Origin of the sequence: Streptomyces sp. NPDC058373 (assembly GCF_042723275.1) — a bacterium.
Lineage (GTDB): Bacteria > Actinomycetota > Actinomycetes > Streptomycetales > Streptomycetaceae > Streptomyces.
In genome coordinates this window covers 53,539-78,620 of sequence record NZ_JBHXJE010000012.1, presented here as the reverse complement: position 1 = coordinate 78,620, position 25,082 = coordinate 53,539, and the positions used below count along the sequence as shown (strand labels likewise).

At 74.4% G+C, this 25,082-nt stretch carries 18 protein-coding genes; 10 read left to right on the top strand and 8 right to left on the bottom strand.

Going from position 1 to position 25,082, the window contains the following annotated elements:
- Positions 1-37: 37 nt before the first annotated feature.
- From ACFWMZ_RS10590 to ACFWMZ_RS10570, 5 genes are all read right to left on the bottom strand, one after another.
- Positions 38-3,217 carry an efflux RND transporter permease subunit gene (locus tag ACFWMZ_RS10590; RefSeq protein ID WP_383200770.1) on the bottom strand — a complete coding sequence of 1,060 codons (3,180 nt, stop codon included), beginning with the start codon at positions 3,215-3,217 and terminating at the stop codon, positions 38-40.
- Between the two features lie 285 nt (positions 3,218-3,502).
- Positions 3,503-4,186 (bottom strand): response regulator, encoded by a 684-nt coding sequence (locus ACFWMZ_RS10585; protein WP_383177875.1) that lies wholly within the window; start codon positions 4,184-4,186, stop codon positions 3,503-3,505.
- Entirely contained in the window at positions 4,183-5,502 is a 1,320-nt protein-coding gene (locus ACFWMZ_RS10580) for a sensor histidine kinase (RefSeq protein WP_383177872.1), read from the bottom strand. Before ACFWMZ_RS10580 ends, ACFWMZ_RS10585 begins: the two co-directional genes overlap by 4 nt.
- Before the next feature lie 429 nt (positions 5,503-5,931).
- Positions 5,932-6,210: a hypothetical protein gene (locus ACFWMZ_RS10575; RefSeq protein WP_383177869.1), complete on the bottom strand. Its 279-nt coding sequence runs from the start codon at positions 6,208-6,210 to the stop codon at positions 5,932-5,934.
- Between the two features lie 17 nt (positions 6,211-6,227).
- A complete protein-coding gene (locus tag ACFWMZ_RS10570) occupies positions 6,228-7,004 on the bottom strand; it encodes a PspA/IM30 family protein (protein ID WP_383178027.1) in 777 nt (258 codons plus the stop codon).
- Between the two features lie 285 nt (positions 7,005-7,289).
- Here ACFWMZ_RS10570 and ACFWMZ_RS10565 point away from each other — a divergent pair, with 285 nt between their 5' ends.
- Together ACFWMZ_RS10565 and ACFWMZ_RS10560 are read left to right on the top strand one after the other, a co-directional pair.
- Positions 7,290-7,910: a DUF3043 domain-containing protein gene (locus ACFWMZ_RS10565; RefSeq protein ID WP_383177866.1), complete on the top strand. Its 621-nt coding sequence runs from the start codon at positions 7,290-7,292 to the stop codon at positions 7,908-7,910.
- A gap of 185 nt (positions 7,911-8,095) precedes the next feature.
- Entirely contained in the window at positions 8,096-8,806 is a 711-nt protein-coding gene (locus ACFWMZ_RS10560; protein ID WP_383178024.1) for a class I SAM-dependent methyltransferase, read from the top strand.
- A 66-nt stretch (positions 8,807-8,872) separates the two neighbouring features.
- Here the strand turns inward: ACFWMZ_RS10560 and ACFWMZ_RS10555 are convergent, their stop codons facing one another.
- Complete coding sequence (locus ACFWMZ_RS10555) at positions 8,873-9,088, bottom strand: hypothetical protein (RefSeq protein WP_003947667.1); 216 nt, start codon at positions 9,086-9,088, stop codon at positions 8,873-8,875.
- Positions 9,089-9,244: 156 nt separating this feature from the next.
- Between ACFWMZ_RS10555 and ACFWMZ_RS10550 the strand changes: the two genes are divergently transcribed.
- Positions 9,245-10,498, top strand: coding sequence for a bifunctional adenosylcobinamide kinase/adenosylcobinamide-phosphate guanylyltransferase (locus ACFWMZ_RS10550; protein WP_383200767.1), 1,254 nt, complete (start codon positions 9,245-9,247; stop codon positions 10,496-10,498).
- On the opposite strand, the gene ACFWMZ_RS10545 is transcribed toward ACFWMZ_RS10550, so the two are convergent.
- Complete coding sequence (locus ACFWMZ_RS10545) at positions 10,491-11,426, bottom strand: methyltransferase domain-containing protein (protein ID WP_383177860.1); 936 nt, start codon at positions 11,424-11,426, stop codon at positions 10,491-10,493. The genes ACFWMZ_RS10550 and ACFWMZ_RS10545 overlap by 8 nt on opposite strands.
- Before the next feature lie 624 nt (positions 11,427-12,050).
- On the opposite strand from ACFWMZ_RS10545, the gene cobT reads away from it, so the two are divergent.
- Positions 12,051-13,181, top strand: coding sequence for a nicotinate-nucleotide--dimethylbenzimidazole phosphoribosyltransferase (cobT, locus tag ACFWMZ_RS10540; protein WP_383177858.1), 1,131 nt, complete (start codon positions 12,051-12,053; stop codon positions 13,179-13,181).
- A gap of 561 nt (positions 13,182-13,742) precedes the next feature.
- Here cobT and ACFWMZ_RS10535 read toward each other — a convergent pair.
- A complete protein-coding gene (locus tag ACFWMZ_RS10535; RefSeq protein ID WP_383200764.1) occupies positions 13,743-14,513 on the bottom strand; it encodes a hypothetical protein in 771 nt (256 codons plus the stop codon).
- A 93-nt stretch (positions 14,514-14,606) separates the two neighbouring features.
- On the opposite strand from ACFWMZ_RS10535, the gene ACFWMZ_RS10530 reads away from it, so the two are divergent.
- The 6 genes from ACFWMZ_RS10530 to aceE all read left to right on the top strand — a co-directional run bounded on the left by ACFWMZ_RS10530 (position 14,607) and on the right by aceE (position 24,949).
- Positions 14,607-15,443, top strand: coding sequence for an adenosylcobinamide-GDP ribazoletransferase (locus ACFWMZ_RS10530; RefSeq protein ID WP_383177852.1), 837 nt, complete (start codon positions 14,607-14,609; stop codon positions 15,441-15,443).
- A gap of 314 nt (positions 15,444-15,757) precedes the next feature.
- Positions 15,758-17,293 carry a leucyl aminopeptidase gene (locus ACFWMZ_RS10525; protein WP_383177849.1) on the top strand — a complete coding sequence of 512 codons (1,536 nt, stop codon included), beginning with the start codon at positions 15,758-15,760 and terminating at the stop codon, positions 17,291-17,293.
- Between the two features lie 302 nt (positions 17,294-17,595).
- On the top strand, positions 17,596-18,984 hold the full coding sequence (gene lpdA, locus ACFWMZ_RS10520; protein ID WP_383177846.1) for a dihydrolipoyl dehydrogenase: 1,389 nt from the start codon (positions 17,596-17,598) through the stop codon (positions 18,982-18,984).
- A gap of 60 nt (positions 18,985-19,044) precedes the next feature.
- A complete protein-coding gene (gene sucB, locus ACFWMZ_RS10515; RefSeq protein WP_383177843.1) occupies positions 19,045-20,847 on the top strand; it encodes a 2-oxoglutarate dehydrogenase, E2 component, dihydrolipoamide succinyltransferase in 1,803 nt (600 codons plus the stop codon).
- Positions 20,848-21,052: 205 nt separating this feature from the next.
- Positions 21,053-21,676 (top strand): GntR family transcriptional regulator, encoded by a 624-nt coding sequence (locus ACFWMZ_RS10510; protein WP_383177840.1) that lies wholly within the window; start codon positions 21,053-21,055, stop codon positions 21,674-21,676.
- A 567-nt stretch (positions 21,677-22,243) separates the two neighbouring features.
- Positions 22,244-24,949: a pyruvate dehydrogenase (acetyl-transferring), homodimeric type gene (aceE, locus tag ACFWMZ_RS10505; RefSeq protein WP_383183855.1), complete on the top strand. Its 2,706-nt coding sequence runs from the start codon at positions 22,244-22,246 to the stop codon at positions 24,947-24,949.
- Positions 24,950-25,082: the final 133 nt, after the last annotated feature.

Below are 25,082 nucleotides of genomic sequence, written 5' to 3'. Positions count from 1 at the left end.
TGTGCGGGGACGCCCTCGGGACGGTGTGCGGGACGGGTCAGGATGTGGCGGATTCCGGGGTTTGCTCCTCGGCCGGGGCCTCGGACTGCTCGGGGACGCCTGCCTTGCCGGCGCGGTCCGCGGCCTTCTTGGCGGCCCGGCGTTCCTTGCGGAGCTCGACCATGGCGTACAGGGTCGGGACCAGGACCAGGGTGAGGACCGTGGAGGTGATCAGGCCGCCGATGACCACCACGGCCAGGGGCTGGGCGATGAAGCCGCCTTCGCCGGTGACGCCGAGGGCCATCGGGACCAGGGCGAAGATCGTCGCCAGGGCCGTCATGAGGATGGGGCGGAAGCGGTGGCGGCCGCCCTCGATGACGGCCTCGATGATGCCGTACCCCTTGTCGCGGTACTGGTTGATCAGGTCGATCAGCACGATCGCGTTGGTGACCACGATGCCGATGAGCATCAGCATGCCGATCATCGCCGGGACGCCCATGGGGGTGCCGGTTGCGATGAGCAGACCGACCGCGCCCGTCGCCGCGAACGGGATGGAGACCAGCAGGATCAGCGGCTGGACCAGGGAGCGGAAGGTGGCGACCAGGAGCATGAAGACGATCGCGATGGCGGCCAGCATCGCCAGGCCCAGCTGGCCGAACGCCTCGTCCTGGTCGGCGGAGACGCCGCCGATGGTGGCGGTGGCGCCCTCCGGGAGGTCCAGCGCGTCGATCTTCGTCTGGAGCGCGGCGGTGACCGCGCCGGTGTTGTCGGCGGTGGGCCGGGCGGTCACGGTGGCGGCCCGGGAGCCGTCGATCCGGGTCATCGAGACCGGGCCGTCGACCAGTTCCACATCGGCGATCTGACCGAGCTTCACCGGGCCGAGGGGCAGCGCCCGCAGTTCGGCGAGGGTCTCGGCGGGCTTCGCGGACTTCACCACGATGTCCCGCTCGGCGTCGTCCAGGGCGACCTGGCCGGCGGTGGTGCCGCGGACCGACTGGGCGACGGCCTGGCCGAGGCTCGCGTCGGTGAATCCGGCCGCGGCGGCCTTCTCGTCGGCGCGCACCGAGATCCGCGGGACGCTCTGGGAGAGGTCGCTCTGGACGTCGGTGACGTCGTCCAGCTCCGCGACCTCCTTGCGCACCTGCTCGGCGGCCTTGGCGAGGACGTCGGCCTCGGAGGCCTTGACCACGACGCTGAGATCCTGGCCGGCGAAGCCGTCACCGGCCGACACACGGGTGTCGCCGATGCCGTCCAGGACCGCGAGGCCCTTGTCGAGGGCGTTCTGCACGGTCTCGGAGGAGGCCGAGTCCGCCAGCTTGATCTGGTACGACGCCTGGTTGGTGTCGGTACCGCCGCCGAAGGCGGCCATGAAGCCGGAGGAGCCGATGGTGACCTGGTAGTCCTCGACGCCGTCGGTCTTCTTCAGCAGCGCCTCGACCTTCTGCGCGGCCTCGTCGGTCGCGGCGAGGCTGGTGCCGGGGGCCAGCTCCTGCTTGACGGAGAGGACCTCCTGCTCGCCCTGGTCGAAGAAGTTGGTCTTCAGCAGCGGCGCCATGCCGAAGGTGCCCAGCAGGACCGCGACGGCGATGGCGAGGCTGGTGAGGCGGCGCCGGGTGGCGAACTTCAGGATCGGTACGTAGAGGCGCTGGAGGCGGCTCTTCGCCTCCTTCTCCTCGGCCGCGGCGCGGGCCGCCTCGGCGTCCTCCGGGGTGCCCTTGGGGGCGCGCAGGAACCAGAACGAGAGGACCGGGACCACGGTCAGCGAGACCAGCAGCGAGGCGAGCAGCGCGGCGGTGACGGTGAGCGAGAAGGAGCCGAACAGCTCGCCGACCATGCCGCCGACCAGGCCGATCGGCAGGAAGACGGCAACGGTGGTGAGCGTCGCGGAGGTGACCGCTCCGGCGACCTCCTTGACGGCGGTGAGGATCGCCTCCCTGCGCTCCTCGCCGTAGCCGAGGTGCCGCTTGATGTTCTCCAGGACCACGATCGAGTCGTCGACGACGCGGCCGATGGCGATGGTGAGCGCGCCCAGCGTCAGCATGTTGAGCGACAGGTCGCGGGTCCACAGCACGATCAGCGCGAGCACCACGGAGAGCGGGATGGAGACCGCGGTGACCAGCGTGGAGCGGACCGAGGCGAGGAAGATCAGGATGATCACGACGGCGAAGACCAGGCCGAGGGCGCCCTCGGTGGTGAGCCCCTCGATGGACTTGGCGACGGCCGGGCCCTGGTCGCTGACGACGGTCAGCTCCGAGGAGCCGCCGAGGTCGGCGCGGAGCTCGGGCAGCTTCTCCTGGACGGCGTCGGAGATGGCGACGGCGCTGCCGTCGCGGTCCATGGTGACGACGACGGCGAGGCTGGGCTGACCGTTGGTGCGGGTCAGCGAGGTCGGCGTGGCCTGCTGCTGGGCGACCTTCGCGACCGAGGCGAGGCGGACGGGGACGGGTGCCTGGTCCCCGCCGCCGGGACCCGCCTGGGCGCCCTGGCCGCCGGCGGCGGGGGCGATGCGGAGCTCTTCGATCTGCTTCACGGAGGTGAAGCCGCCGCCGACCTGGACGGTGCGGTTCTCGCCCTTCTCGTCGAAGGAGCCGGCCGGCATGGTCGCCCCGGCGGCCTGGAGGGCCTGGACGAGGTCGGCGCTGCTCAGGCCCGCTTTGGCGAGGTCGGCGTCGTCGGGGGTGACGGTGACCTGGAGTTCGCGGACGCCGTCCACGGAGACCTGGCCGACGCCGTCGACCGATTCGAGGGAGGGGACGACGGTCCGCTCCAGCTGTCCGGCGAGGGCCTGCTGGTCCTTGTCGGAGGTGACGGCGAGGACCACGGTCGGGATGTCGTCGGTGGAACCGGCGACGACCTGCGGGTCGACGTCGTCCGGGAGCATCGCGCGGGAGCGGTTGACGGCCTGCTGGATGTCGGCGACCAGCTGCTGGGAGTCGGCCGAGCCGAAGTCGAACTGGGCCATGAGGACGGCGTTGCCCTCGCTGGCGGTGGCGGTGATGCCCGTGATGCCCTCGACCGCGTCGATGGACTTCTCCAGCGGCTCCACGACCTGCTTCTCGACCACGTCGGGCGAGGCGCCGGGGTAGGGCGCGAGGACGGACACCATGGGCAGTTCGATGGAGGGGAGCAGCTGCTGCTTGAGCTGCGGGATCGCTATCGCGCCGAAGAGCAGCGCGATGATCGACATCAGACCTGTCAGGGCCCGTTGTGCGAGGCTGAGCCTGGACAGCCAGGACATGGGTGGTGTCGCTCCTCAAGTGGCGTGCTGGGCAACGGCGTCCGGGAAGGGCCGTCCGCGAGCGGCCTCGCGGACGCGCCGGCGAGGGCCGCGACCGCGTCCCCCGCTCCACGATGGGCGACCGCGGCGGGCGGTCCGGCCGCTTCCGGTCGGATTTCTCGGCCGCCTCGTACTGCGTGCGCAGTACGAGGGGTACACCTCGGGGTTTATCCACGGCTCGGCGCGCCCCGGCGGCGGGGTGGGGCGGCGAGGGCGTGCGGACCGGTCGGGGCGGGCGGCCCGGGCTCAGGTGGTGCGGGGGCGGACCAGGCCCGTCTCGTAGGCGGTGACCACGAGTTGGGCGCGGTCGCGGGCGCCGAGCTTGGCCATGGCGCGGTTGACGTGGGTCTTGACGGTGAGCGGGCTGACCTGGAGCCGGGCGGCTATCTCGTCGTTGGAGAGGCCCCCCGCGACGTGGACGAGGACTTCCCGCTCGCGGCCGGTGAGCGTGGCGAGGCGCTCCTCGCGTGCGCCGTGCCGCTCGTCGGCGCCGTGGTCGGACTGGGCGAGGAAGGTGGCGATGAGGCCCTTGGTGGCGGCCGGGGAGAGCAGGGCCTCTCCGGCGTGGGCGACGCGGATGGCGCCGAGGAGTTCGGCGGGCTCGGAGCCCTTGCCGAGGAAGCCGGAGGCACCGGCGCGCAGCGAGCGGACCACGTACTCGTCGACCTCGAAGGTGGTCAGCATGACCACCCGCACCCCGTCCAGGGCGGGGTCGGCGCTGATCAGCTGGGTGGCGGCGAGGCCGTCGGTGCCGGGCATCCGGATGTCCATGAGGACGACGTCGGGGCGGGTGGTGCGGGCCAGTTCGACGGCCTGTGCGCCGTCGGCGGCCTCGCCGACGACCTCCATGTCGGGTTCGGAGTCGACCAGCACGCGAAAGGCGCTGCGCAGCAGGGCCTGGTCGTCGGCGAGCAGCACCCTGATGGTCATCGGCCGTCCTTCGGGGGTTGGGTCCGCGGCGGCGGCACGGGGGCGGGCGTGCGGGCGGCGGGGGCCGCGCCCTGGGCGGGCAGGATCGCATGGACGCGGAAGCCGCCGCCGAAGCGGGGCCCCGCCGTGCAGGTGCCTCCGAGGGCGGTGACGCGCTCGCGCATGCCGAGCAGGCCGTGGCCGCCACCGGAGGGCGGGCCGGCGGCGGCCGTGGCGTGCTGGGGCCCGGTGCCGGGGCCGCCGTCGAGGACGGTGATCTCGATGTGCCGCTCGACGGGGACGACGCTGACCTCGGCGCGGGCGCCGGGCCCGGCGTGCTTGTGGACGTTGGTGAGGGCTTCCTGTACGACGCGGTACGCGGCGAGGTCGACGGCGGCGGGCAGCGGATCGGCCGGGTCGGGGCAGGCGATCTCGACCGGCAGTCCGGCGTTGCGGAACCGTTCGGCGAGGTCGTCCAGGCGGGCGAGGCCGGGCGCGGGCTCGGTGGGCGCCTCGGGGTCGCCGCTCTGGCGGAGCAGGCCGACGGTGGCCCGCAGTTCGTCGAGGGCGGAGCGGCTGGCCTCGCGGACGTGGGCCAGCGCCTCCTTGGCCTGGTCGGGCCTGCGGTCCATGACATGGGCGGCGACGCCCGCCTGGACGTTGACCAGGGCGATGTGGTGGGCGACGACGTCGTGCAGGTCGCGGGCGATCCGCAGCCGCTCCTCGGCGACGCGGCGGCGGGCCTCCTCCTCGCGGGTGCGTTCGGCGCGGTCGGCCCGCTCGTGGATGGCGCTGATGTAGGCCCGCCTGCTGCGCACGGCGTCCCCGGCGGCCGCGGCGAGGCCGGTCCAGGCGAAGATGCCGAAGTTCTCCTGCGCGTACCAGGGCAGATTGCCGCAGAGCATGGCGCCGGCGGTGAGCCCGGCCGAGGTGAGCAGGCCGATCCGCCAGGTGGTGGGCCGGTCGGTGCGGGCGGCGACGGTGTAGAGCGCGACGGCGGCGCTCATCACGACCGGGGTGCGCGGGTCGCTGGAGACCAGGACCGCCAGCGAGGCGGCGGAGGTCGCGGCGAGCACGGTACGCGGTGCCCGGCGGCGCAGGACGAGCGCGGCGGCCCCGAGAGCCATCAGGACGAAACCGGCGGTGCCGGGCGGCGCGGCCCGCCAGGTGGGGCCGTCCGGGTGGTGCGGGTCGGTCAGCGACGACGCCAGCATGCAGACCAGCACACCGGCCGCGAGAACCGCGTCGAGCAGTCGGGGATGCGCGCGGGCCTGTCGGCGGAGGCGGGCGGCGGCACGCCGAGGCGGCGCCGCGGGGGTGGCGGTGGTCGGGCTCACGGGCCCCTCCGGGGTGCGCTGGCGGTACCGCTCGGCCCGGCTGGACCGTCTCCCCCGGGCCGGACGTACCGCTCGCGGCCGGGCGCCGGGGCGTGCTTCATTCTGCCTGAACGGGGAGCGGGGCCGTTCAGGGCGGACCGGGGCGGAGCGGGGTGAGCAGGGTGAGCGGTCGGCGGGGATCTCGGCGGTGGGCCAGGGAGGGCAGTGGCCCTGCGGACCCGACGGGGCGGGGCACGGGCTTCCGGGGCGTGGGGGCGGGCGCGCGCAGCTCGCCAGGCCGCCACCCGGCTGCCCGGCGCGGCTCACCGCCGAAAACCGCCCCTGCCCCGCCGGTCCCACGCCGAAGCCCCCGGCCAGGCAGGCCAGGGGCTTGGGCGGTGCGGAGTCGCGGGCGCGGGGTCCGCGCCCGGCTCGCCGAGGTGGTGGTGTTCAGCCGGGGATGAGGCCGTCGTCGCTGAGGAGTTCGCGGACCTCTTCGAGGCTGGCCTCGGGGGACGGGAGGATCAGCTCCGACGGCTCCAGGGAGTCGTCGGGCAGCGGGGTGCCCAGCTCGCGGACCTTGTCCAGGAGCGCGGTGAGGGTGGCGCGGAAGCCCGGGCCGTCGCCGCTCTCCATCTCGGCGAGCAGCTCGTCGTCCAACGCGTTCAGCTCGGCGAAGTGGCTGTCCGCCAGCTTGACCTGCCCCTCGCCCATGATCCGTACGATCACGACGCCCTCCTCGGCGCTCAGTTCTTCTCGAAGCGGGGCGTGTCCTCCGGCTGCTGCTGGGGCTGCTCGCCCTGGGCACCGCCCTCGATGGCCTGCTGGCCGCCCGACGGACCTCCGGCCAGCTCGGCCTTCATCCGCTGGAGCTCCAGCTCCACATCACTACCACCGGAGAGGCGGTCCAGCTCCAGCTGGATGTCGTCCTTCTGGAGGCCGGACTGGTCGTCGAGGACACCGGAGGCGAGCAGCTCGTCGATAGCGCCGGAGCGGGCCTGGAGCTGCGCCGTCTTGTCCTCGGCGCGCTGGATGGCGACGCCGACGTCGCTCATCTCCTCGGAGATGCCCGAGAAGGACTCCGCGATCCGGGTCTGCGCCTGGGCCGCGGTGTACGTCGCCTTGATCGTCTCCTTCTTGGTGCGGAAGGCGTCGACCTTGGCCTGGAGCCGCTGGGCCGCCAGAGTGAGCTTCTCCTCCTCGCCCTGGAGCGTCTGGTGCTGCGTCTCCAGGTCGGTGATCTGCCCCTGGAGCGCGGCGCGGCGGGAGAGGGCCTCGCGGGCGAGGTCCTCCCGGCCCAGCGCCAGCGCCTTGCGGCCCTGGCCCTCCAGGTCGGTGGACTTCTTCTGGAGCTGGTTGAGCTGCAGCTCCAGGCGCTTGCGCGAGGTCGCCACGTCGGCGACGCCGCGGCGGACCTTCTGGAGCAGCTCCAGCTGCTTCTGGTACGAGTAGTCGAGGGTCTCGCGCGGGTCCTCGGCCCGGTCAAGGGCCTTGTTCGCCTTCGCGCGGAAGATCATCCCCATACGCTTCATGACACCGCTCATGGGCTTCGCGCGCCCCCTTCTGACGGACTCCAGCTCAGAACACCAACAGAACCCACCCTACGGGCCCTGCCTCCATTACCGCACTGTCCGAGCGCCGATGCGCTCCTCCGCAAGGACGAGTGCGGGCCGCGACGCTCCGGCGCGAGGAGTAGCGGCGGGCTCCCGCACCCCGGGCAAAGCACCGGCAAACCACCGGCACGTCCCCGTACGCCCCAAATCAGGGCGCGGTGTGTTGCGGGATCGTTCCCCGGACCCCTGGGGTCCATGCGCCCGCACACCGTACGCTTGGGTTTTGTGTTCCGTAGCCGTGCGAATAGCGAGAAGGCGCCCGCCACGCAGGCGGCCCCCTCCACAGAGCCCCGTGACCCGCAGGCCCCCAAGGGCCGCCCGACCCCCAAGCGTGCGCAGGCCCAGTCCCAGCGGCGCAGCGTGACCAACACGCAGATGTCCCGCAAGGAGGCGGCGCGCAAGCAGCGCGACGCCCGGCGGGCCGAGATGGCACGCCAGCGCGAGGCGCTGAACAACGGCGACGAGCGGTATCTGCCCGCCCGCGACAAGGGGCCGGTGCGCAAGTTCGCCCGGAACTACGTCGACTCGCGGTTCGCCGTGGCCGAGTTCTTCCTGCCGTTCGCGGTGGTCATCCTGGTCCTCAGCATGATCCGGGTGCCGCAGCTGCAGAACATCGCGCTGCTGCTGTGGATGGCGCTGATCGTGCTGATCGTGATCGACTCCGTCGTCACCAGCATGAAGCTGAAGCGCGCGCTGCGGGAGCGGTTCGAGGGCCAGCCGATGAAGGGCGCCGTCATGTACGCCCTGATGCGCACCCTGCAGATGCGCCGTCTGCGCCTGCCGAAGCCGATGGTCAAGCGCGGGGAGCAGCCCTGAGCACCCACACCGCGGAGCCGCCCGGCGGCCCTGGTGTGCCGCCGTCCGGGTCCTCCGCCCACGACGACCCGCGCCGGGTCCTGGCGCGGCTCTCGGCCGTCCCGGCGCAGGCCACCCCGGAGCGGCTCGGCGACGGCCTGTCCCGGCCGGCCGCGGAGGGGCTGCGGGAGCGGGTCCGCCGCGAGCTGGTCGCCCGCCAGCTGGACGAGCAGCTGGCGGCGCGGTTCGCCGTGGGCCGCAGGCTGCGCGTCCTGGACGTCGGCATGGGCGAGGGCCGGCAGGCACTGCGGCTGGCCCGCCTGGGCCACCAGGTCACCGGTGTGGAGTCGGACCCGCTGCTGGTCGAGGCGGCCAGGGAGGCGCTGGCCGGTCAGCCCGAGGGCATCCGTGAGCGGTTCCGGCTGGTGGTGGGCGACGGCCACGACACCGGCGTGCACTTCCTGCCGGGCAGCTTCGACGTGGTGCTCTGCCACGGTGTGCTGATGCACGTCGAGTCGCCGGACGCGCTCCTCGCGGGTCTCGGCCGGATGCTCGCCCCCGGCGGCCTGCTCTCCCTGCTGGTGTGCAACGCGGAGGCGCTGGCGCTCCGCCCGGGCCTCGCCGGTGACTGGCGGGGCGCGCTCGACGCCTTCGACGCGGAGACCGGCCCCGAGGGCCCCGGCCGCCCGGTCCGCGCGGACCGGCTCGGCTCCCTCACCTCGGCGCTGGCGGGGATCGGCGCGCCGCTGGAGCGGTGGTACGGGGTGCGGGTGCTGGCCGCGCGCGCCTCGGACGGCCCGGTGCCGACGGACGACGCCGAGCTCCAGGCGCTGCTGGCCGCCGAGGAGCGGGCCGGACGCACGGACCCGTACCGCTCGGTGGCTGCCCTGCTGCACCTGTGCGGCGTACGCGGCTGACGCCTTCCGTACGCACCGCGGCCCGCCACCCCCTTGCCGGGGTGGCGGGCCGCGGTGCGTACACCCTCAGGCCGTCTGCGCCTCGCTGAGGCTCATCGGGCCGTAGATCTCGGTGGTGTCCTCGAAGAGGCGGACCTGTTCGACGCCGCCTTCGAGGAGTTCCTTCCAGTACTCGCCGAGCCACGACTCGGCGTCGCCCTGCGTGCTGAACTCGTCGGGCTCCACGGAGGGGCTGACCTCCGTCCCGTCGGCCTTCTCGAACCGCCATGTCCACGGCACCATGTTCTGCCTCCCGAGCGTCCGGTTGTCCGGGCAGCGTAGACGAGCGGGGGCGGGTGCGGGTGGTGTACGCACGGTGTACGCCTGCCAGGGGTGGCGTCGTCCACGTCACAGGGGCGGGACATGCGGCGCGGCGGCGAACACGGCAGGATCGGGGCCGTGGAACTGACTCTGCTCGGCACCGGGGCGCCCGAGGGCCTGCCCCGCCCGGACTGCCCGTGCGCCGTGTGCGCGACCGCTCTCGGCGACCAGGCCCGCGCGGCGACCGCGCTGCTGGTCGACGGGTCGCTGCTGCTGGACCTCACCCCGGGCATCGCCTTCGCCGCCGCCCGTGCCGGGCAGAGCCTCGGCCAGGTCCGGCAGGTGCTGCTCTCGCACCCGCACGACGGGCCCGCGATGGAGATCCCGGCCGGGCTGCCGCAACCCGCGCGGGTGCCCGACGGGCGGGAGCTGACGCTGATCAGCGGGCAGCGGGTGCGGGCGGTGGCCATGGACGCGCCCGGCACCGGCTACGAGGTGACGGGCCACGACGGGGAGCGGCTGCTGTACCTGCCGCCGGGGGCGGCGCCCGCCGGGACGGGAGGCCTCGACGGGGCCGCCGCCGCGCCGTACGACACGGTCCTGGCGGACGTCGTCGGGCGGCCGGACGCGCTGGCCAGGCTGCGGGAGACCGGTGCGGTCACCCCCCACACCGATGTCCTCGCCGTCCACCTCGGCCACGACGTGCCCGCGGGCCGGGAGACGGTCCGCCGGCTGACCGCGGCCGGTGCCCGCGCGGTGCCCGACGGCACCCGGCTCACCGTCGGCCCGCCGCCCGCGCCCGGCGTACGCGGCCTCGCCTCCGGCAGTGGCCCCGGCCCGGTCCGGCCGCCCCTCCCCCGGCGGACGCTGGTGCTGGGCGGGGCGCGCTCGGGCAAGTCCCTGGAGGCCGAGCGGCGGCTGGCCGCCTGGCCCGACGTGCTGTACGTGGCGACCGGCGGCACCCGCGACGGGGACCGGGAGTGGGCCGCGCGGGTCGCGCTCCACCGCGACCGGCGGCCCGGCTCGTGGCGGACGGCGGAGACCTGCGACCTGGTGCCGCTGCTCGCCGAGGACGGGCCGCCGCTGCTGCTGGACTGCCTGTCGCTGTGGCTGACGGACGCCATGGACCAGGTCGACGCGTGGGACGACGCGGCCTGGGCGGGCGGCGGCGAACGTGAACTGCGGGCCCGCTGCGCCGCGTTGGCCGACGCCGTCCGCACCACCCGGCGGACCCTGGTCGCCGTCTCCAACGAGGTCGGCTCCGGCATCGTCCCGGCGACGGCCGCCGGACGCCGCTACCGCGACGAACTGGGCCGCCTCAACGCGGCCGTCGCCGCCGAGTGCGAACACGTCCTGCTGGTCGTGGCGGGCCAGCCGCTCCCGCTCAAGTAGACGTGTCCGCCGGGCGCCGGGCCACGATGCGGTAGGCGTTGGCGAAGCCGGTACGGCGCAGCAGCGGCGCGAGCAGGCGGTCGGCGGTGCGGGCGGCCCGCTCTCCCGGCAGCCCGGCCGCCGCCCGCAGCGCGTCCAGGGTGCGCGGGACGTGCGCGGCGACCCGGTCCACCGCGAGGAGCTCGAACTCCAGTCCGGCGAGCAGCTCCAGCACCGCTTCGGGGGCGAGCGCGGGCCGGGCCGCGCAGTGCGGCAGGCACCAGGGGCCGAGCAGCGCCGCCGTACGGCACGCGGGGTCGGGCGCCTCCACGAGCAGCAGGCCGCCGGGGCGCAGCGCCGCCCGGGCCGCCGCGAGTTCGGCCTGAGGGTCGGGGCAGCCGCCGAGCTGGTGCAGCAGCCCCACCACGTCGTACCGCCCGGCCAGCTCCCCCGCCAGCAGCGGCAGCGCCCCCCGGTACGCCTCGTCCAGCGCCCCGGCCGCCCGCGCCCGCACCACCTCCGCACCGAGCCCGGTCCCGTCGAAGGCGGTGTACGGCAGGACCCGCCGCGCCGCCGCCGCGAACCGCCCGTCCCCCGCGTCCACGTCGAGCCAGCTCTCCGGCTCCCGGTACGCCGCCACGGCCCGCACCACCTGCCGCACCCGCCGCGCCTCCCGCACCGCGCTCCAGCCCCGCGCGGCGCACTCGGGGTGCGGAGGTCTGCGCTGCTCGGCCTCCCAGGCCGCATCCTCCGCAGGGGCGCCGCCCGCGACCGGCCCCGTCCCGGGCGGCCGGGCGCCCGGGACGGGCTGGGGATCGTCGGCCAGGACGACGCGGTCGGCCGGGATCAGGAGCCCCATGGGGTCGCCCAGGCCACCGGGCGGGGCGGCTTCTCCGGCGGGCGCGTCAGGGGTGGGGCGCTCCTCCGGCGAGGTGGGGAGGGATGGCATACCCCTCTGGGCTGAAGCGGCAGCGGAGGCCGTGGGGTGGGCGGAGCCGGTGGCCCCGGACCGGGGGGGCGCCTGGGCACTCCCCCGCGCTGCCGGGGAGGAGGGCCGGCTGGCGAACGCGGCACCGGCGGCTCCGGGGTCCGTGCGGTCGGTGCTCGCCGGCAGCGTCGCCGCCCGGTCGGCCGGGGCCGCGCCCCGCGCCGGCGCGTCCGCCGCGCCCGCCCTCTCGGCGGCCGGGACGCCCCGGCGGACCTCGCCCGCGGCCCCCGGAGCCGCCGCGGGCAGAACCGCTCCCTCCGGCCCCCAGGGCGCTTCCACCGCCGGGCCCAGCAGGCCCACGAGGTCGCCCCAGTCGTCCGTCGGATGGTCTGCGGAGTCCAGGCCGCGGGACGCGGAGGCGGGGAGCGGAGGGAGCGGCATGGGCGGGTGCCTTCCATGGGGGTGGGCGGTGGGGCGCACCCCGTGCCGGACCTGGGGTACGAACGCTCCCATTCCGGCGTGAAAGGGGCGCCGCCGCCCACCCTTCCGCGCGCGTCGGCCCAGTGCAACGACCCGCCGGGGGAGGGTCGCGGGGAGTCGTCCCGGCCGCCCGCGCCACGGTCCCCTGCCGGTACTGTTCGGCGAATGAGCGCGCTGAATCTCGACGACTTCTCCGACCTGATCAAGCGTCCCGACAGCACGGTCCGCCGCGCCGCCGAGGAGCGCCGGGAGCGGCTGGCGGTGCCGCCCGGTGCCCTGGGGCGGCTGGACGAGCTGGGCGAGTGGCTGGCGGCGGCCCGCGGCACGGTGCCGGTGGCGCCGGTCGAGCGGCCCCGCGTGGTGCTGTTCGCCGGTGACCACGGGGTGGCGGAGCTGGCGGTGTCGGCCCGTCCCGCGGGCGGTACCGAGGCGCTGGTGCGCGCGGTGCTGGCGGGCGAGGCCCCGGTGGCGGTCCTCGCCGACCAACTGGGCGTGCCGGTACGGGTGGTGGACGTGGCGGTGGAGTGCGACCCGGAGACGCTCCCCGCCGAGGTGGTGCGCCACCGGGTCCGCCGGGGCTCCGGGGTGATCGACCGCGAGGACGCGCTGAGCGCCGAGGAGGCCGAGCGGGCCTTCCTCGCGGGGGTGGCCGTCGCCGACGAGGAGGCGGACGCCGGGACGGACCTGGTGGTCCTCGGTGACCTGAGCGTCGGCGGGACGACGGCCGCCGCGACGCTGATCGCCGCGCTCTGCGGCACGGACGCCTCCGTGGTGACCGGCCGGGGCGGTCTGCCCATCGACGACCTGGCGTGGATGCGCAAGTGCGCGGCGATCCGGGACGCCCTGCGGCGGGCCCGCCCGGTCCTCGGTGACCAGCTCGAACTGCTGGCCGCGGTGGGCGGTGCCGACCTCGCGGCGCTCACCGGCTTCCTCCTCCAGAGCGCGGTCCGCCGCACGCCGGTGATCCTGGACGGCGTGGTCTCGGCGGCGGCCGCGCTGGTCGCCCAGCGGGTGGCGTTCCGGGCCCCCGACTGGTGGGTGGCCGGTCAGGTCTCCGGCGAGCCCGGCCAGGCCAAGGCGCTGGACCGGCTGGCCATGGACCCCCTGCTCGACCAGGGCGTACGGGCCGGCGAAGGGCTCGGCGCGCTGCTGGCGCTGCCCCTCGTCCAGTCCGCGGCGGCGCTCTGCGGCACCCTGCCGGAGCAGCCCCAGGCCCCGGCCGGGGAGCCGGAGGTGGAAGAGGCCACTCCGGAGGCGGGCGGGCAGGACGGGCTCCTGAAGAAGGCCGAGGGCTGAGAGCCGTGGCCGGGGACCGACCCCGGCCCGGCTCCCCCCGGGGGAGCCGGTCAGGTCGGCGGCAGGGCGGCGGGCCGTGCAGCTGCGCCGGGGCCCCGGGCGGTGTCGCTTCCCGCCGTCGTCACGGTGCGCGGATGCCCCGCAGGGTGCCGCACACGTGCGTCCAGGTCGCCGGTGAACTGGCCGGACGGGCCGGTGTCAGCACGCGCGCCCGGCGCTACTACGAGGGGCAGGGGCGCCCGTGTCCCGAGCGCACGGGCGGCGGCCAGCGCGTCCGCCCGGAGTCGGCCGTGGGCCGGGTCGGCCTGACCCGGCGGCTGTCCGCAGCCGGCGGACCCCCGGCCGGCCGCGGGTGCCCGCGAGGTCGGGCTCCAGCCGCCTGCGGGAGGAGCGCGGCCGCGTCCGGGCGAGGGCCACGGAGGTGCGGGAGGCGGCGGGCCGACGGCTCGACGCGCAGACCGTGGGCTCACCTCCCACCCCGGGACGCAGACGTGCCTCTCCTCGCTCGGCCCGGAGACGGCCCGGGAGCCCGCCCCGGCCCGACGCCCCGGTCCGGACCGCTCAGCCGCGCGGGCCCGCCCCCGGCCCCGCGGCCGTCGGGTCCGGCGCGCCGCCGATGAGGTTCTCCAGGCGGCGGCGCGGCCCGGCCCAGCGGCGGTCGCGACGGTAGTAGCGCAGGGTCGCCCGGGCCCGGGCGCGGTGGCGGTCGCCGTAGAAGCGACGGGCCCAGAGGGAGCCGGGCCGGGCCAGGCGCAGGGCGCCGACGAGGGCCACCAGGGGGACGAGGACGCCGAGTACCGCCATCCGGGGCTTGCCCTTGAGCAGGGCGAGGACGACGAAGCAGAAGTTGACGAGGACGCCGACGACGACGCCGGTACGGCCCTCGTGCTCCTCGGGGCCGACGTCGGCGACGCCGAGCGGGGAGAAGCCGCCGAGGACCAGCAGGCCGAGGGCGGCGGCGAGGACGACGACCTCGACGCTCTGCCGCCCCTGCTCGGTCCAGTACACGTCGGAGAGGTGCAGGATCAGCGCGAACTCGTCCAGCACCAGCCCGGCGCCCACCCCGAAGACGACCGCGGCGCCCCCGGCCCCGACACCGTGCCGCCCGCTGCCGACCGCGCAGAAGCCGCCCACCACCATGAGGATCACGCCGGGCACCGCGTGGTGGATGTGCAGGCCGCCGGGCGTCACGTCGCGGAACGGGCCCTTGCCCGCCCGGATCAGCCGGGTGACCGTGCGGACCACCACGAAGGCCAGGATGAAGGCGGCCAGCGCCAGCAGCAGCGGCAGCTTCCCCGGATCGATGATGTTCCGGTCCCACCAGGACCCCATGCCGCTCCCTTCCGGCCGGCCCGGCCCCGGCCCGCGCGGCGGCGGACCGAGCGCCTGCCCCTCGGTCTACCGCACCCGGCTACGCTTCGCGCGATGAGCGAGACCCCCATCCCCCCGCCCCCCGGCCGTCCCCCTCCCCCGGCGCTCCCGCCGCGCGCCTCCGCCGCCGACGGGCTGCGCTTCGCCTTCGGCACGCTCACCGCGCTGCCGGTGCGGGTCGACCGCTGGGACCGGGCCGCCGCCCGCGCCGGGATGGCCGCGGCGCCGCTGGCGGGGCTGGTCCTGGCGCTGGCGGCGGCGGCGCTCGCCTGGCCGCTGCTGCGGCTCGGGGCGGGGCCGCTGCTGGTGGCGGTGGTGAGCGTGGCGGTGCCCGCCGCGCTCACCCGGGGCCTGCACCTGGACGGCCTCGCCGACACCGCCGACGGCCTGGGCAGCGGCCGCCCGCCCGAAGGGGCGCTGGCGGTCATGAAGCGGTCCGACATCGGGCCGTTCGGCGTGGTCACGCTGGTGCTGACGCTGCTCGCGCAGGTGGCGGCGGTGGCACAGCTGTACGCGGGCGGCTGGGTGGCCGGTGCCACCGGCACGGCCGTCGCCGCCCTCACCGGCCGCCTCGCCCTCACCCTCGCCTCGCGCCCCTCGGTGCCACCCGCCCGCCCTGAGGGGCTCGGGGCGGCCGTCGCCGGGACGGTCCCGGCCGGCGCGGCCGTCGCCGTGGCCGGCGCGGTGCTGGCGGCGGCGGTCCTCTCCGGGCTGCCGGACGGGGTGCTCGGCGCGGTGCGGGCGGGGCTGGCGGTGGCCGTGGGCCTGGCGGCCGCCGAGGTACTGCTGCGGCACACGGTGCGGCGGTTCGGGGGCGTGACGGGCGACGTGTTCGGCGCGTTGGAGGAGACGGCGCTGACGGCCGCGCTCCTCGTCCTGACCTTCGGCTGACCGGCGGGTCCGGCCTCCGGGCCTCCCGATCCTGGCACCGCCCTGACCTGCCGTCACCGAAACAGGCCGATATGCCGCCTGTCGCGACCTTCGTCACGGAGCGTAGGCTCAGGCCCGGGCCGTGGCCGGTCCGCCTGGGCGCCGTGTCGGGCCCGGGCCCCGCCGTCGCGCTCCCTGCCGTACCCCGCCGTCCGCCCGCGCGGGCGGCGCCGTGTGCCGGGCAGGGGTCCGGTGGTGGCGCCTAGGATGCGCCCCGGTCCGGCCGAACCGACCTCTTCGGCCCTGGAACTCAACGGAAGCGAGATTTCACCACCGTGACTGCTCTCACTCTCAGCTCCTCCGGCGCGGCGACGCTGCGCGCCGACGTCCTCGTCGTGGGTGTGGCCAAGGGCCCCGACGGTCCTGTCCCCGCCCCCGGCTCGGAGGCCGTCTCCGAGGCGTTCGACGGCGGGCTCGCCACCGTGCTGGAGACCCTGGGCGCGACCGGCGCCGAGGGCGAGACCACCAAGCTGGCCGTCTCCGGCATGAAGGCCCCGCTGGTCCTCGCCGTGGGCATCGGCCCGGTGGCCGAGGACGGCGAGGAGTACGACGCCGAGGCGCTGCGCCGCGCCGCGGGCACCGCCGCCCGTGCGCTGAGCGGCACCAAGAAGGCCGGGTTCGCGCTGCCGCTGGCCTCCGCCGAGGCCGTCGCCGCCGTCGCGGAGGGCGCACTGCTCGGCGCGTACGCCTTCACGGCGTACAAGAGCGACGACGCCAAGGGCGGCAAGGGCGCGAAGAAGGAGGCCGGGAAGGGCCCGCTGGGCGAGGTGGCGCTGCTCGGCGCCAAGCCCCGGGACAAGGCGGCCAAGGCGGCCGCCGAGCGTGCCGTCGCCCTCGCCGAGGAGATGAACCGCGCCCGCGACCTGGTCAACACCCCGCCGAACGACCTCTACCCGGAGTCCTTCGCCGCCGTGGCCACCGCCGCCGGCAAGGAGCACGGCGTCAAGGTCCAGGTCATCGACGAGAAGGCGCTCGTCAAGGGCGGCTTCGGCGGTCTCGTCGGCGTCGGCCAGGGCTCGGCCCACGGCCCGCGCCTGGTGAAGCTCTCCTACACCCACCCGAAGGCCGAGAAGAGCCTCGCCTACGTCGGCAAGGGCATCACCTACGACTCGGGCGGCATCTCGCTCAAGCCGGCCGGTCACAACGAGACCATGAAGTGCGACATGGCCGGTGCCGCCGCCGTCTTCGCCGCCGTGCTCACCGCGGCCCGGCTCGGCCTGAAGGTCAACGTCACCGGCTGGCTGGCGCTGGCCGAGAACATGCCCTCGGGCACCGCCACCCGCCCCGGCGACGTGCTGCGGATGTACGGCGGCAAGACCGTCGAGGTGCTCAACACCGACGCCGAGGGGCGCCTGGTGCTGGCCGACGCGATCACCAAGGCCTCCGAGGAGAAGCCGGACGCGATCGTGGACGTGGCGACGCTGACCGGCGCCATGGTGGTGGCGCTCGGCAACCGCACCTTCGGCGTGATGGGCAACGACGAGGCGTTCCGCACCGCCGTCCACGAGCTGGCCGAGGAGGCGGGCGAGCCGGCCTGGCCGATGCCGTTCCCCGAGGAGCTGCGCAAGGGCCTGGACTCGTCGGTGGCCGACATGGCCAACGTCGGCGGCCGGATGGGCGGCGGCATGGCGGCCGGCGTCTTCCTCAACGAGTTCGTCGGCGAGGGCATCACCTGGGCCCACCTCGACATCGCCGGCCCGGCCTTCAACGAGGCCGGGCCCTTCGGCTACACGCCCAAGGGCGCCACCGGCTCCGCGATCCGCACCCTGGTGTCGCTGGCCGAGTGGACCGCCTCCGGCGAGCTGGGCTGACCCGCGCCGGGGCCGGGCGGACCGCCCGGCCCCGGTTCCCGCTCCCCCCTCCCGTACCGCCGGCGGATTGCGGACGGCCCGGGAGGGAAGGGGCGTACGGGGCGGACGTGAGACGTGCGACAACCGGGTCCCAGGCCGGGCCCCGCGTCCCGTCACCCCTCAACAAGTGCGAAGATGGGTTCTCGGCAGGACAGGGCCCCACCACAGGGCCGTCAGACAAGCGGCCGAACACGAGCCGGGCCGCCGGTTCACACCCCGGGCACGGGGACCGGCACACGGCGCATATGCATGGAGGACGTGACGTGGCGAACGACGCCAGCACCGTTTTCGACCTAGTGATCCTCGGCGGCGGTAGCGGCGGTTACGCCGCGGCTCTGCGCGCCTCCCAGCTGGGTCTTGACGTCGCCCTGATCGAGAAGGGCAAGGTCGGCGGCACCTGCCTGCACAACGGCTGCATCCCCACGAAGGCCCTGCTGCACGCCGGCGAGGTCGCCGACCAGACCCGCGAGTCGGCGCAGTTCGGCGTGAAGGCCACCTTCGAGGGCATCGACATCGAGGCCGTCCACACGTACAAGGACGACGTGATCTCGGGCCTTTACAAGGGCCTCCAGGGACTCATCGCCTCGCGGAAGGTCACCTACATCGAGGGCGAGGGCCGGCTCTCCTCGCCGACCTCCGTCGACGTGGACGGCCGCCGGGTCGAGGGCCGCCACGTGCTGCTCGCGACGGGCTCCGTCCCGAAGTCGGTGCCGGGCCTGGACATCGACGGCGACCGCATCATCTCCTCGGACCACGCGCTGAAGCTGAACCGCGTGCCGAAGTCGGCGATCATCCTGGGCGGCGGCGTCATCGGCGTCGAGTTCGCCTCGGCGTGGAAGTCGTTCGGCACCGAGGTCACCGTGATCGAGGGGCTCAAGCACCTGGTCCCCGCCGAGGACGAGAACAGCTCGAAGCTGCTGGAGCGGGCGTTCCGCAAGCGCGGCATCAAGTTCAACCTCGGCACCTTCTTCGACAAGGCCGAGTACACCCAGGACGGCGTGCGGGTCACCCTCGCCGACGGCAAGGCCTTCGAGGCGGAGGTCCTGCTGGTCGCCATCGGCCGCGGCCCGGTCTCGCAGGGCCTGGGGTACGAGGAGGCCGGCGTCGCCATGGACCGCGGCTACGTCCTGGTCGACGAGTACATGCGCACCAACGTCGAGACCATCTCGGCCGTCGGTGACCTGGTCCCCACCCTCCAGCTCGCGCACGTCGGCTTCGCCGAGGGCATCCTGGTGGCGGAGCGCCTCGCGGGCGAGCGGCCCGTGCCGATCGACTACGACGGCGTGCCGCGGGTGACGTACTGCCACCCCGAGGTCGCCTCCGTGGGCATCACCGAGGCCAAGGCCAAGGAGATCTACGGCGCGGACAAGGTCGTCGCCCTCAAGTACAACCTGGCGGGCAACGGCAAGAGCAAGATCCTGAAGACCGCGGGCGAGATCAAGCTCGTCCAGGTCAAGGACGGTGCCGTGGTCGGCGTCCACATGGTCGGCGACCGCATGGGCGAGCAGGTCGGCGAGGCTCAGCTGATCTACAACTGGGAGGCGCTCCCCGCCGAGGTCGCCCAGCTCATCCACGCCCACCCGACGCAGAACGAGGCGCTCGGCGAAGCGCACCTGGCCCTCGCGGGCAAGCCGCTGCACTCGCACGACTGATCGCGTCCGGGCGCGAGACGACCACAGACTTCCGCACATTCGTAAGGAGCACCTGAAACCATGGCGGTTTCCGTAACCCTTCCGGCGCTCGGCGAGAGCGTCACCGAGGGCACTGTCACCCGCTGGCTCAAGGCCGAGGGCGAGCGCGTCGAGGTCGACGAGCCGCTGCTGGAGGTGTCGACCGACAAGGTCGACACCGAGATCCCCTCGCCCTCCGCCGGTGTCCTCTCCTCCATCAAGGTCGCCGAGGACGAGACGGTCGAGGTCGGCGCCGAGCTGGCCGTCATCGACGACGGCTCCGGCGACACCGAGGCCGGCCAGGAGCCCGCTCCGGCCCAGCAGGAGGCCCCGGCCCCCGAGCCGCAGGAGCCGGCCGCCGCCGCGCCCTCCACCGAGGCCGAGGCCCCCGCCCCCGCCCCGACCGCCGAGTCCGCCCAGGGCGGCGGCTCGGCCGAGGGCACCGACGTGACCCTGCCGGCGCTCGGCGAGTCCGTCACCGAGGGCACCGTCACCCGCTGGCTCAAGGAGGTCGGCGACTCCGTCGACGTCGACGAGCCGCTGCTGGAGGTCTCGACCGACAAGGTCGACACCGAGATCCCCGCCCCCGTCGCCGGTGTCCTCCTGGAGATCACCGTCGGAGAGGACGAGACCGCCGAGGTCGGCGCCAAGCTCGCCGTCATCGGCGCGCCCGGTGCCTCCGCCCCGGCCGCCGAGAAGACCGAGGAGAAGCCGGCCGAGGCTCCCGCCCCGGCCGAGACCCCGGCGCCGGCCCAGCCCGCAGCCCCGGCCGCGCCCACCGAGGCGCCGGCCGAGACCGAGAAGCCCGCCCCGGCCGCCGAGGCCCCGGCTCCCGCTCCGGCGAAGCCCGCCCCGGCTCCGGCCCAGCCCGCCGCGCCCGCTCCCGCCCCGGCCTCCGGTGGCGAGGGCGCGTACGTGACGCCCCTGGTCCGCAAGCTGGCCGCGGAGAACAACGTCGACCTGGCCTCGGTCAAGGGCACCGGCGTCGGTGGCCGCATCCGCAAGCAGGACGTCGTCGCCGCCGCCGAGGCCGCCAAGGCTCCCGCTCCGGCCGCCCCGGCCGCCCCGGCCGCCCCGGCCGCTCCGGCCGCCGCCAAGGCGCCGAAGCTGGAGACGTCCCCGCTGCGCGGCCAGACGGTCAAGATGACCCGCATGCGCAAGGTCATCGGCGACAACATGATGAAGGCGCTGCACTCGCAGGCCCAGCTCACCACGGTGGTCGAGGTCGACATCACCCGCCTGATGAAGCTGCGCGCCCAGGCCAAGGAGACCTTCGCCGCCCGTGAGGGCGTCAAGCTGTCCCCGATGCCGTTCTTCGTCAAGGCCGCCGCCCAGGCGCTGAAGGCCCACCCGGTCGTCAACGCCCGGATCAACGACGACGAAGGCACCATCACGTACTTCGACTCGGAGAACATCGGCATCGCCGTGGACGCCGAGAAGGGTCTGATGACGCCGGTCATCAAGGGTGCGGGCGACCTGAACATCGCCGGTATCGCGAAGAAGACCGCCGAGCTGGCCGGCAAGGCCCGCTCCGGTGGCCTGACCCCGGACGACATGTCCGGCGCCACCTTCACGATCAGCAACACCGGCTCGCGCGGTGCCCTGTTCGACACGGTCATCGTGCCGCCGAACCAGGCCGCCATCCTGGGCATCGGTGCCACCGTCAAGCGCCCCGTGGTCATCGACCACCCGGAGCTGGGCGAGACGATCGCGGTGCGCAACATGACGTACCTGTCGCTCTCCTACGACCACCGTCTGGTGGACGGCGCGGACGCCGCCCGCTACCTGACCTCGGTCAAGGCGATCCTGGAGGCCGGCGAGTTCGAGGTCGACCTGGGTCTGTGACCCTCTGGGGCCCCCGCGGTCCCACCAGGTGGACAACGGGTGTAAGGCTCGTCTCACCTGCGCGTACGCCCCCGTCCGGAGTCTTCCGGGCGGGGGCGCCGCCGTATTGTCATAGGGTCAACGCCCCTTGGGGCCGTGTCCGCGAGGGGACTCGTGCGCGACACCGTCCCCCGGGGACGGCACACCCTGCCGAAGGAGTCCCCCCATGACCGCACCCGTCGTCCACAGCTTGCGCGAGCAGATCCGCGAGCACATCGTCGACGGGATCGTCAGTGGCCGCTGGAAGCCCGGCGAGCGCATCGTGGAACGCCGGATCGCGGCCGAGCTGGAGGTCAGCCAGACGCCGGTACGGGAGGCGCTGCGGGAGCTGGAGACGCTGCGGCTCATCGAGTCCGCGCCCAACAAGGGCGTGCGCGTCCGCGACCTGACCGCCGCCGACCTGGAGGAGATCTACCCGGTACGGGCCGGCCTGGAGCAGATCGCGGCGGAGCTGGCGGCGCCCCGGCTGGCGGCGGACGTCTCGCTGCTGGAGCCCTCCGTGGCGGCGCTGTACGAGGCGGACCGGCTGGCCGACGGGGAGAGCCAGGTGCGGCACACCGTCGCCTTCCACCGGGAGCTGGTGCGGGCGGCCGGGAACAGCGTGCTGCTGCACACCTGGGAGGGGCTGGGCATCGAGGTCTTCACCGCCCTCTCCATCCGCTGGCTGGGCACCCGCCAGCAGTCGTACGCCGAGGAGCACCAGGCGCTCGTCGACGCGTTCCGCGCGCAGGACCCGGACATCGGGCACTTGGTGAAGTCCCACGTCCTGGGCTGCGCGCCCCGCGCTTAAGGCGGGGGCTCCCTTCTTTTGGGCGGCCTTCGCCGCCGGGGCGCCGCATGTCGTTGTCGAGACACCCGACGTGCTCGTCCGCTTCGCTCCCTGTGCGCGACGGGTGTCTCGACAACGACGCGCCCCTTTGGCTCAGGCCGCGGGCCAGTCGGAGTGGAGGGCGGCCTGGAGGTCGAGCCGCAGCCGCAGCGAAGTGCCCTGTGGCGCCCCCGTCTTGGCGGGGCCGTTTCGCGTGCCGTGCACTGGTGTGCGTTCGTCCCGCGCCGGAGCGGCGCTCTGCTGGCACCGTGCGCCCCCTTCTCCTTCTCGCTCCCGCTCTCACCTGCGAAAACAAGGCACGGCGTGCCTTGAACATGGGCACTCGATGCCAATTTCTTGGTTCTGAGAAGTTTTTCCCTTCAACCCTTTGATCGATCATCGATCAGCGGATTACAGTTCCCTCGGATCCCTACCGGGATCCGCCTGCCCTGTCCTGCCAAAGACCTTGGGCACCCCCACCCAACCCCTTACCGACAAGGGACCCTCCTGCCCCCGCGGGAGCGCCCTTCGACTCCGGAAGGCGGCGACATGACCGACCCCCGCACCCTCCAGCCGAGCGAGCTCGACCAGCTCCCGGACCGCGACCCGCAGGAGACCAGCGAATGGCTGGACTCCCTGAAGGCGGTCACCGACGCCGCCGGACCGCACCGCGCCGCCTACCTGATGCGGCGCACCCTGGAGGGCGCCGAGGGCGCGGGCGTCTCGCTGCCCAAGCTCCTGGAGACCGACTACGTCAACACCATCCCCACCTCGGCCGAGCCGGAGTTCGCTCCCGGCACGGACGAGGCGATGGAGCGCCGCATCGCCGCCTGGAACCGGTGGAACGCGGCCGCGATGGTCACCCGCGGCTCGAAGTACGGCGTCGGCGGCCACATCGCCACCTTCGCCTCGGCCGCCTGGCTCTACGAGACGGGCTTCAACCACTTCTTCCGCGGCAAGGAGGCGGACGGCTCCGGCGACCAGCTCTACATCCAGGGCCACGCCTCCCCCGGCATCTACGCCCGCGCCTTCCTCGACGGCCGGATCGACGAGACCCAGCTCGACAACTTCCGCCGCGAGTCCGGGGGCAACGGCCTCCCGTCGTACCCGCACCCGCGCCGCCTGCCGTGGCTCTGGGAGTTCCCGACGGTCTCCATGGGCCTCGGCCCGCTCTCCGCGATCTACCAGGCGCGGTTCAACCGCTACCTGACCAGCCGCGGCATCAAGGACGTCTCCGACTCCCACGTGTGGGCGTTCCTCGGTGACGGCGAGATGGACGAGCCCGAGTCGACGGCGGCCCTGGCGCTCGCCTCCCGCGAGGGCCTGGACAACCTCACCTTCGTCATCAACTGCAACCTGCAGCGCCTCGACGGCCCGGTCCGCGCCAACTTCAAGATCGTGCAGGAGCTGGAGGCCCAGTTCCGCGGCGCCGGCTGGAACGTCGTGAAGTCGCTGTGGGGCTCCGCCTGGGACGAGCTGTTCCAGCTCGACGTCACCGGCGCGCTCGTACGCCGCCTGCGCGAGGTACCGGACGCGCAGTTCCAGACGTACCAGACGCGGGACGCGGCCTACATCCGCGACCACTTCTTCGGCGCCGAGCCGGCCCTGGTCGAGCTGGCCAAGCTGATCAGCGACGACAAGATCAGCGAGTGTTTCCACCGCTCGCGCGGCGGCCACGAGCCCCGCAAGGTCTACGCGGCGTACCGCGCGGCCCTCGCCCACAAGGGCGCGCCGACGGTGATCCTCGCCCAGACCGTCAAGGGCTTCACCCTCGGCAAGGGCTTCGAGTCCAAGAACGCCAACCACCAGATGAAGAAGCTGACGGTGGACGAGTTCAAGGACATGCGGGACCTGCTGGAGCTGCCGATCCCGGACAGCGCCTTCGCCGACGGCCAGGTGCCGTACGGCCACCCGGGCGCCGACTCCCCCGAGGTCCGCTACCTCACCGAGCGCCGCGCGGCCCTCGGCGGCCCGGCCCCGGCCCGCCGCACGCAGCCGCTCGCGCCGCTGCCCGCCCCGGCCGACAAGGCGTTCGCCGCCTTCGACAAGGGCTCCGGCTCGCAGGCGGTCGCCACCACCATGGCCTTCGTCCGCCTCGTCAAGGACCTGGTCCGCGACAAGGAGAGCGGCAAGCGCTGGGTGCCGATCGTCCCCGACGAGGCGCGCACCTTCGGCATGGAGTCGCTCTTCCCGTCCCTCGGCATCTACTCGCCGAAGGGCCAGACGTACGAGCCGGTCGACCGCGACCAGCTCATGTACTACAAGGAAGCGGTCAACGGCCAGATCCTCAACGAGGGCATCACCGAGGCCGGTTCGATGGCGGACTTCATCGCCGCCGCCTCGGCGTACGCCACGCACGGCGAGCCGATGATCCCCTTCTACATCTTCTACTCGATGTTCGGCTGGCAGCGGACCGCCGACCAGATGTGGCAGCTCGCCGACCAGCTCGGCCGCGGCTTCCTCGTCGGCGCGACCGCCGGGCGCACCACCCTGACCGGTGAGGGCCTCCAGCACGCCGACGGCCACTCGCCGGTGATCGCCGCCACCAACCCGGCCGCGCTCACCTACGACCCGGCCTTCGCCTACGAGGTCGCCGCGATCGTCAAGGAGGGGCTGCGCCGCATGTACGGCGAGGCCACCCCCGAGGAGGACCGCAACGTCTTCTACTACCTGACGGTCTACAACGAGCCGATGCCGCAGCCGGCCAAGCCCGCCGGTGTCGACGAGGGCATCCTGCGCGGCCTGTACCGCTTCAACACGGCCGAGTCGGCCGGGGTGCAGGTGGCCGCGGCCAACGCCCCGCGCATCCAGCTGCTCGGCTCCGGCACCGCCATCCACTGGACGCTCCAGGCGCAGAAGATGCTGGCCGAGGAGTGGGGCGTGGCCGCCGACGTCTGGTCCGCGACCTCCTTCACGGAGCTGCGCCGCGACGCCCTGGCGGCCGACGAGGCGCTGCTCCGCGGCGAGCAGCGTGAGCCGTACCTCCGCCAGGTGCTGGCCGACGCGGAGGGCCCGGTCCTCGCGGTCACCGACTACATGCGCCAGGTCCCCGACCAGATCGCGCAGTGGGTCGAGCAGGACTGGTCTTCGCTGGGCGCGGACGGCTTCGGCCTCTCCGACACCCGTGAGGGTGCCCGCCGCCACTTCGGCGTCGACGCCGAGTCGGTCGTGGTGGCCGCGCTGGCCCAGCTGGCCCGCCGCGGCGATGTCCCGGCCCGCTCGGTCAAGGAGGCCCGCGAGCGGTACGGTCTCTGACCTGCGTGAACGGTGAGGGCGGCATCCCGGGAGGACCCGGGGTGCCGCCCTTCGGCGTACCCGGGGTGTCCCCTAGATCCTTTTGCCGGTCGGCGCGGCGCGTGCGTGAATGAACCGGAAGACGCCACGGCAC

Excerpts from the sequence above, each read along its gene's own strand:
- ACFWMZ_RS10590 (WP_383200770.1), bottom strand. The coding sequence starts at position 3,217 with ATGTCCTGGCTGTCCAGGCTCAGCCTCGCACAACGGGCCCTGACAGGT.
- ACFWMZ_RS10585 (WP_383177875.1), bottom strand. The coding sequence starts at position 4,186 with ATGACCATCAGGGTGCTGCTCGCCGACGACCAGGCCCTGCTGCGCAGC.
- ACFWMZ_RS10570 (WP_383178027.1), bottom strand. The coding sequence starts at position 7,004 with ATGGGGATGATCTTCCGCGCGAAGGCGAACAAGGCCCTTGACCGGGCC.
- ACFWMZ_RS10565 (WP_383177866.1), top strand. The coding sequence starts at position 7,290 with ATGCGCCCGCACACCGTACGCTTGGGTTTTGTGTTCCGTAGCCGTGCG.
- ACFWMZ_RS10555 (WP_003947667.1), bottom strand. The coding sequence starts at position 9,088 with ATGGTGCCGTGGACATGGCGGTTCGAGAAGGCCGACGGGACGGAGGTC.
- ACFWMZ_RS10545 (WP_383177860.1), bottom strand. The coding sequence starts at position 11,426 with ATGCCATCCCTCCCCACCTCGCCGGAGGAGCGCCCCACCCCTGACGCG.
- cobT (WP_383177858.1), top strand. The coding sequence starts at position 12,051 with ATGAGCGCGCTGAATCTCGACGACTTCTCCGACCTGATCAAGCGTCCC.
- ACFWMZ_RS10535 (WP_383200764.1), bottom strand. The coding sequence starts at position 14,513 with ATGGGGTCCTGGTGGGACCGGAACATCATCGATCCGGGGAAGCTGCCG.
- ACFWMZ_RS10530 (WP_383177852.1), top strand. The coding sequence starts at position 14,607 with ATGAGCGAGACCCCCATCCCCCCGCCCCCCGGCCGTCCCCCTCCCCCG.
- sucB (WP_383177843.1), top strand. The coding sequence starts at position 19,045 with ATGGCGGTTTCCGTAACCCTTCCGGCGCTCGGCGAGAGCGTCACCGAG.
- ACFWMZ_RS10510 (WP_383177840.1), top strand. The coding sequence starts at position 21,053 with ATGACCGCACCCGTCGTCCACAGCTTGCGCGAGCAGATCCGCGAGCAC.
- aceE (WP_383183855.1), top strand. The coding sequence starts at position 22,244 with ATGACCGACCCCCGCACCCTCCAGCCGAGCGAGCTCGACCAGCTCCCG.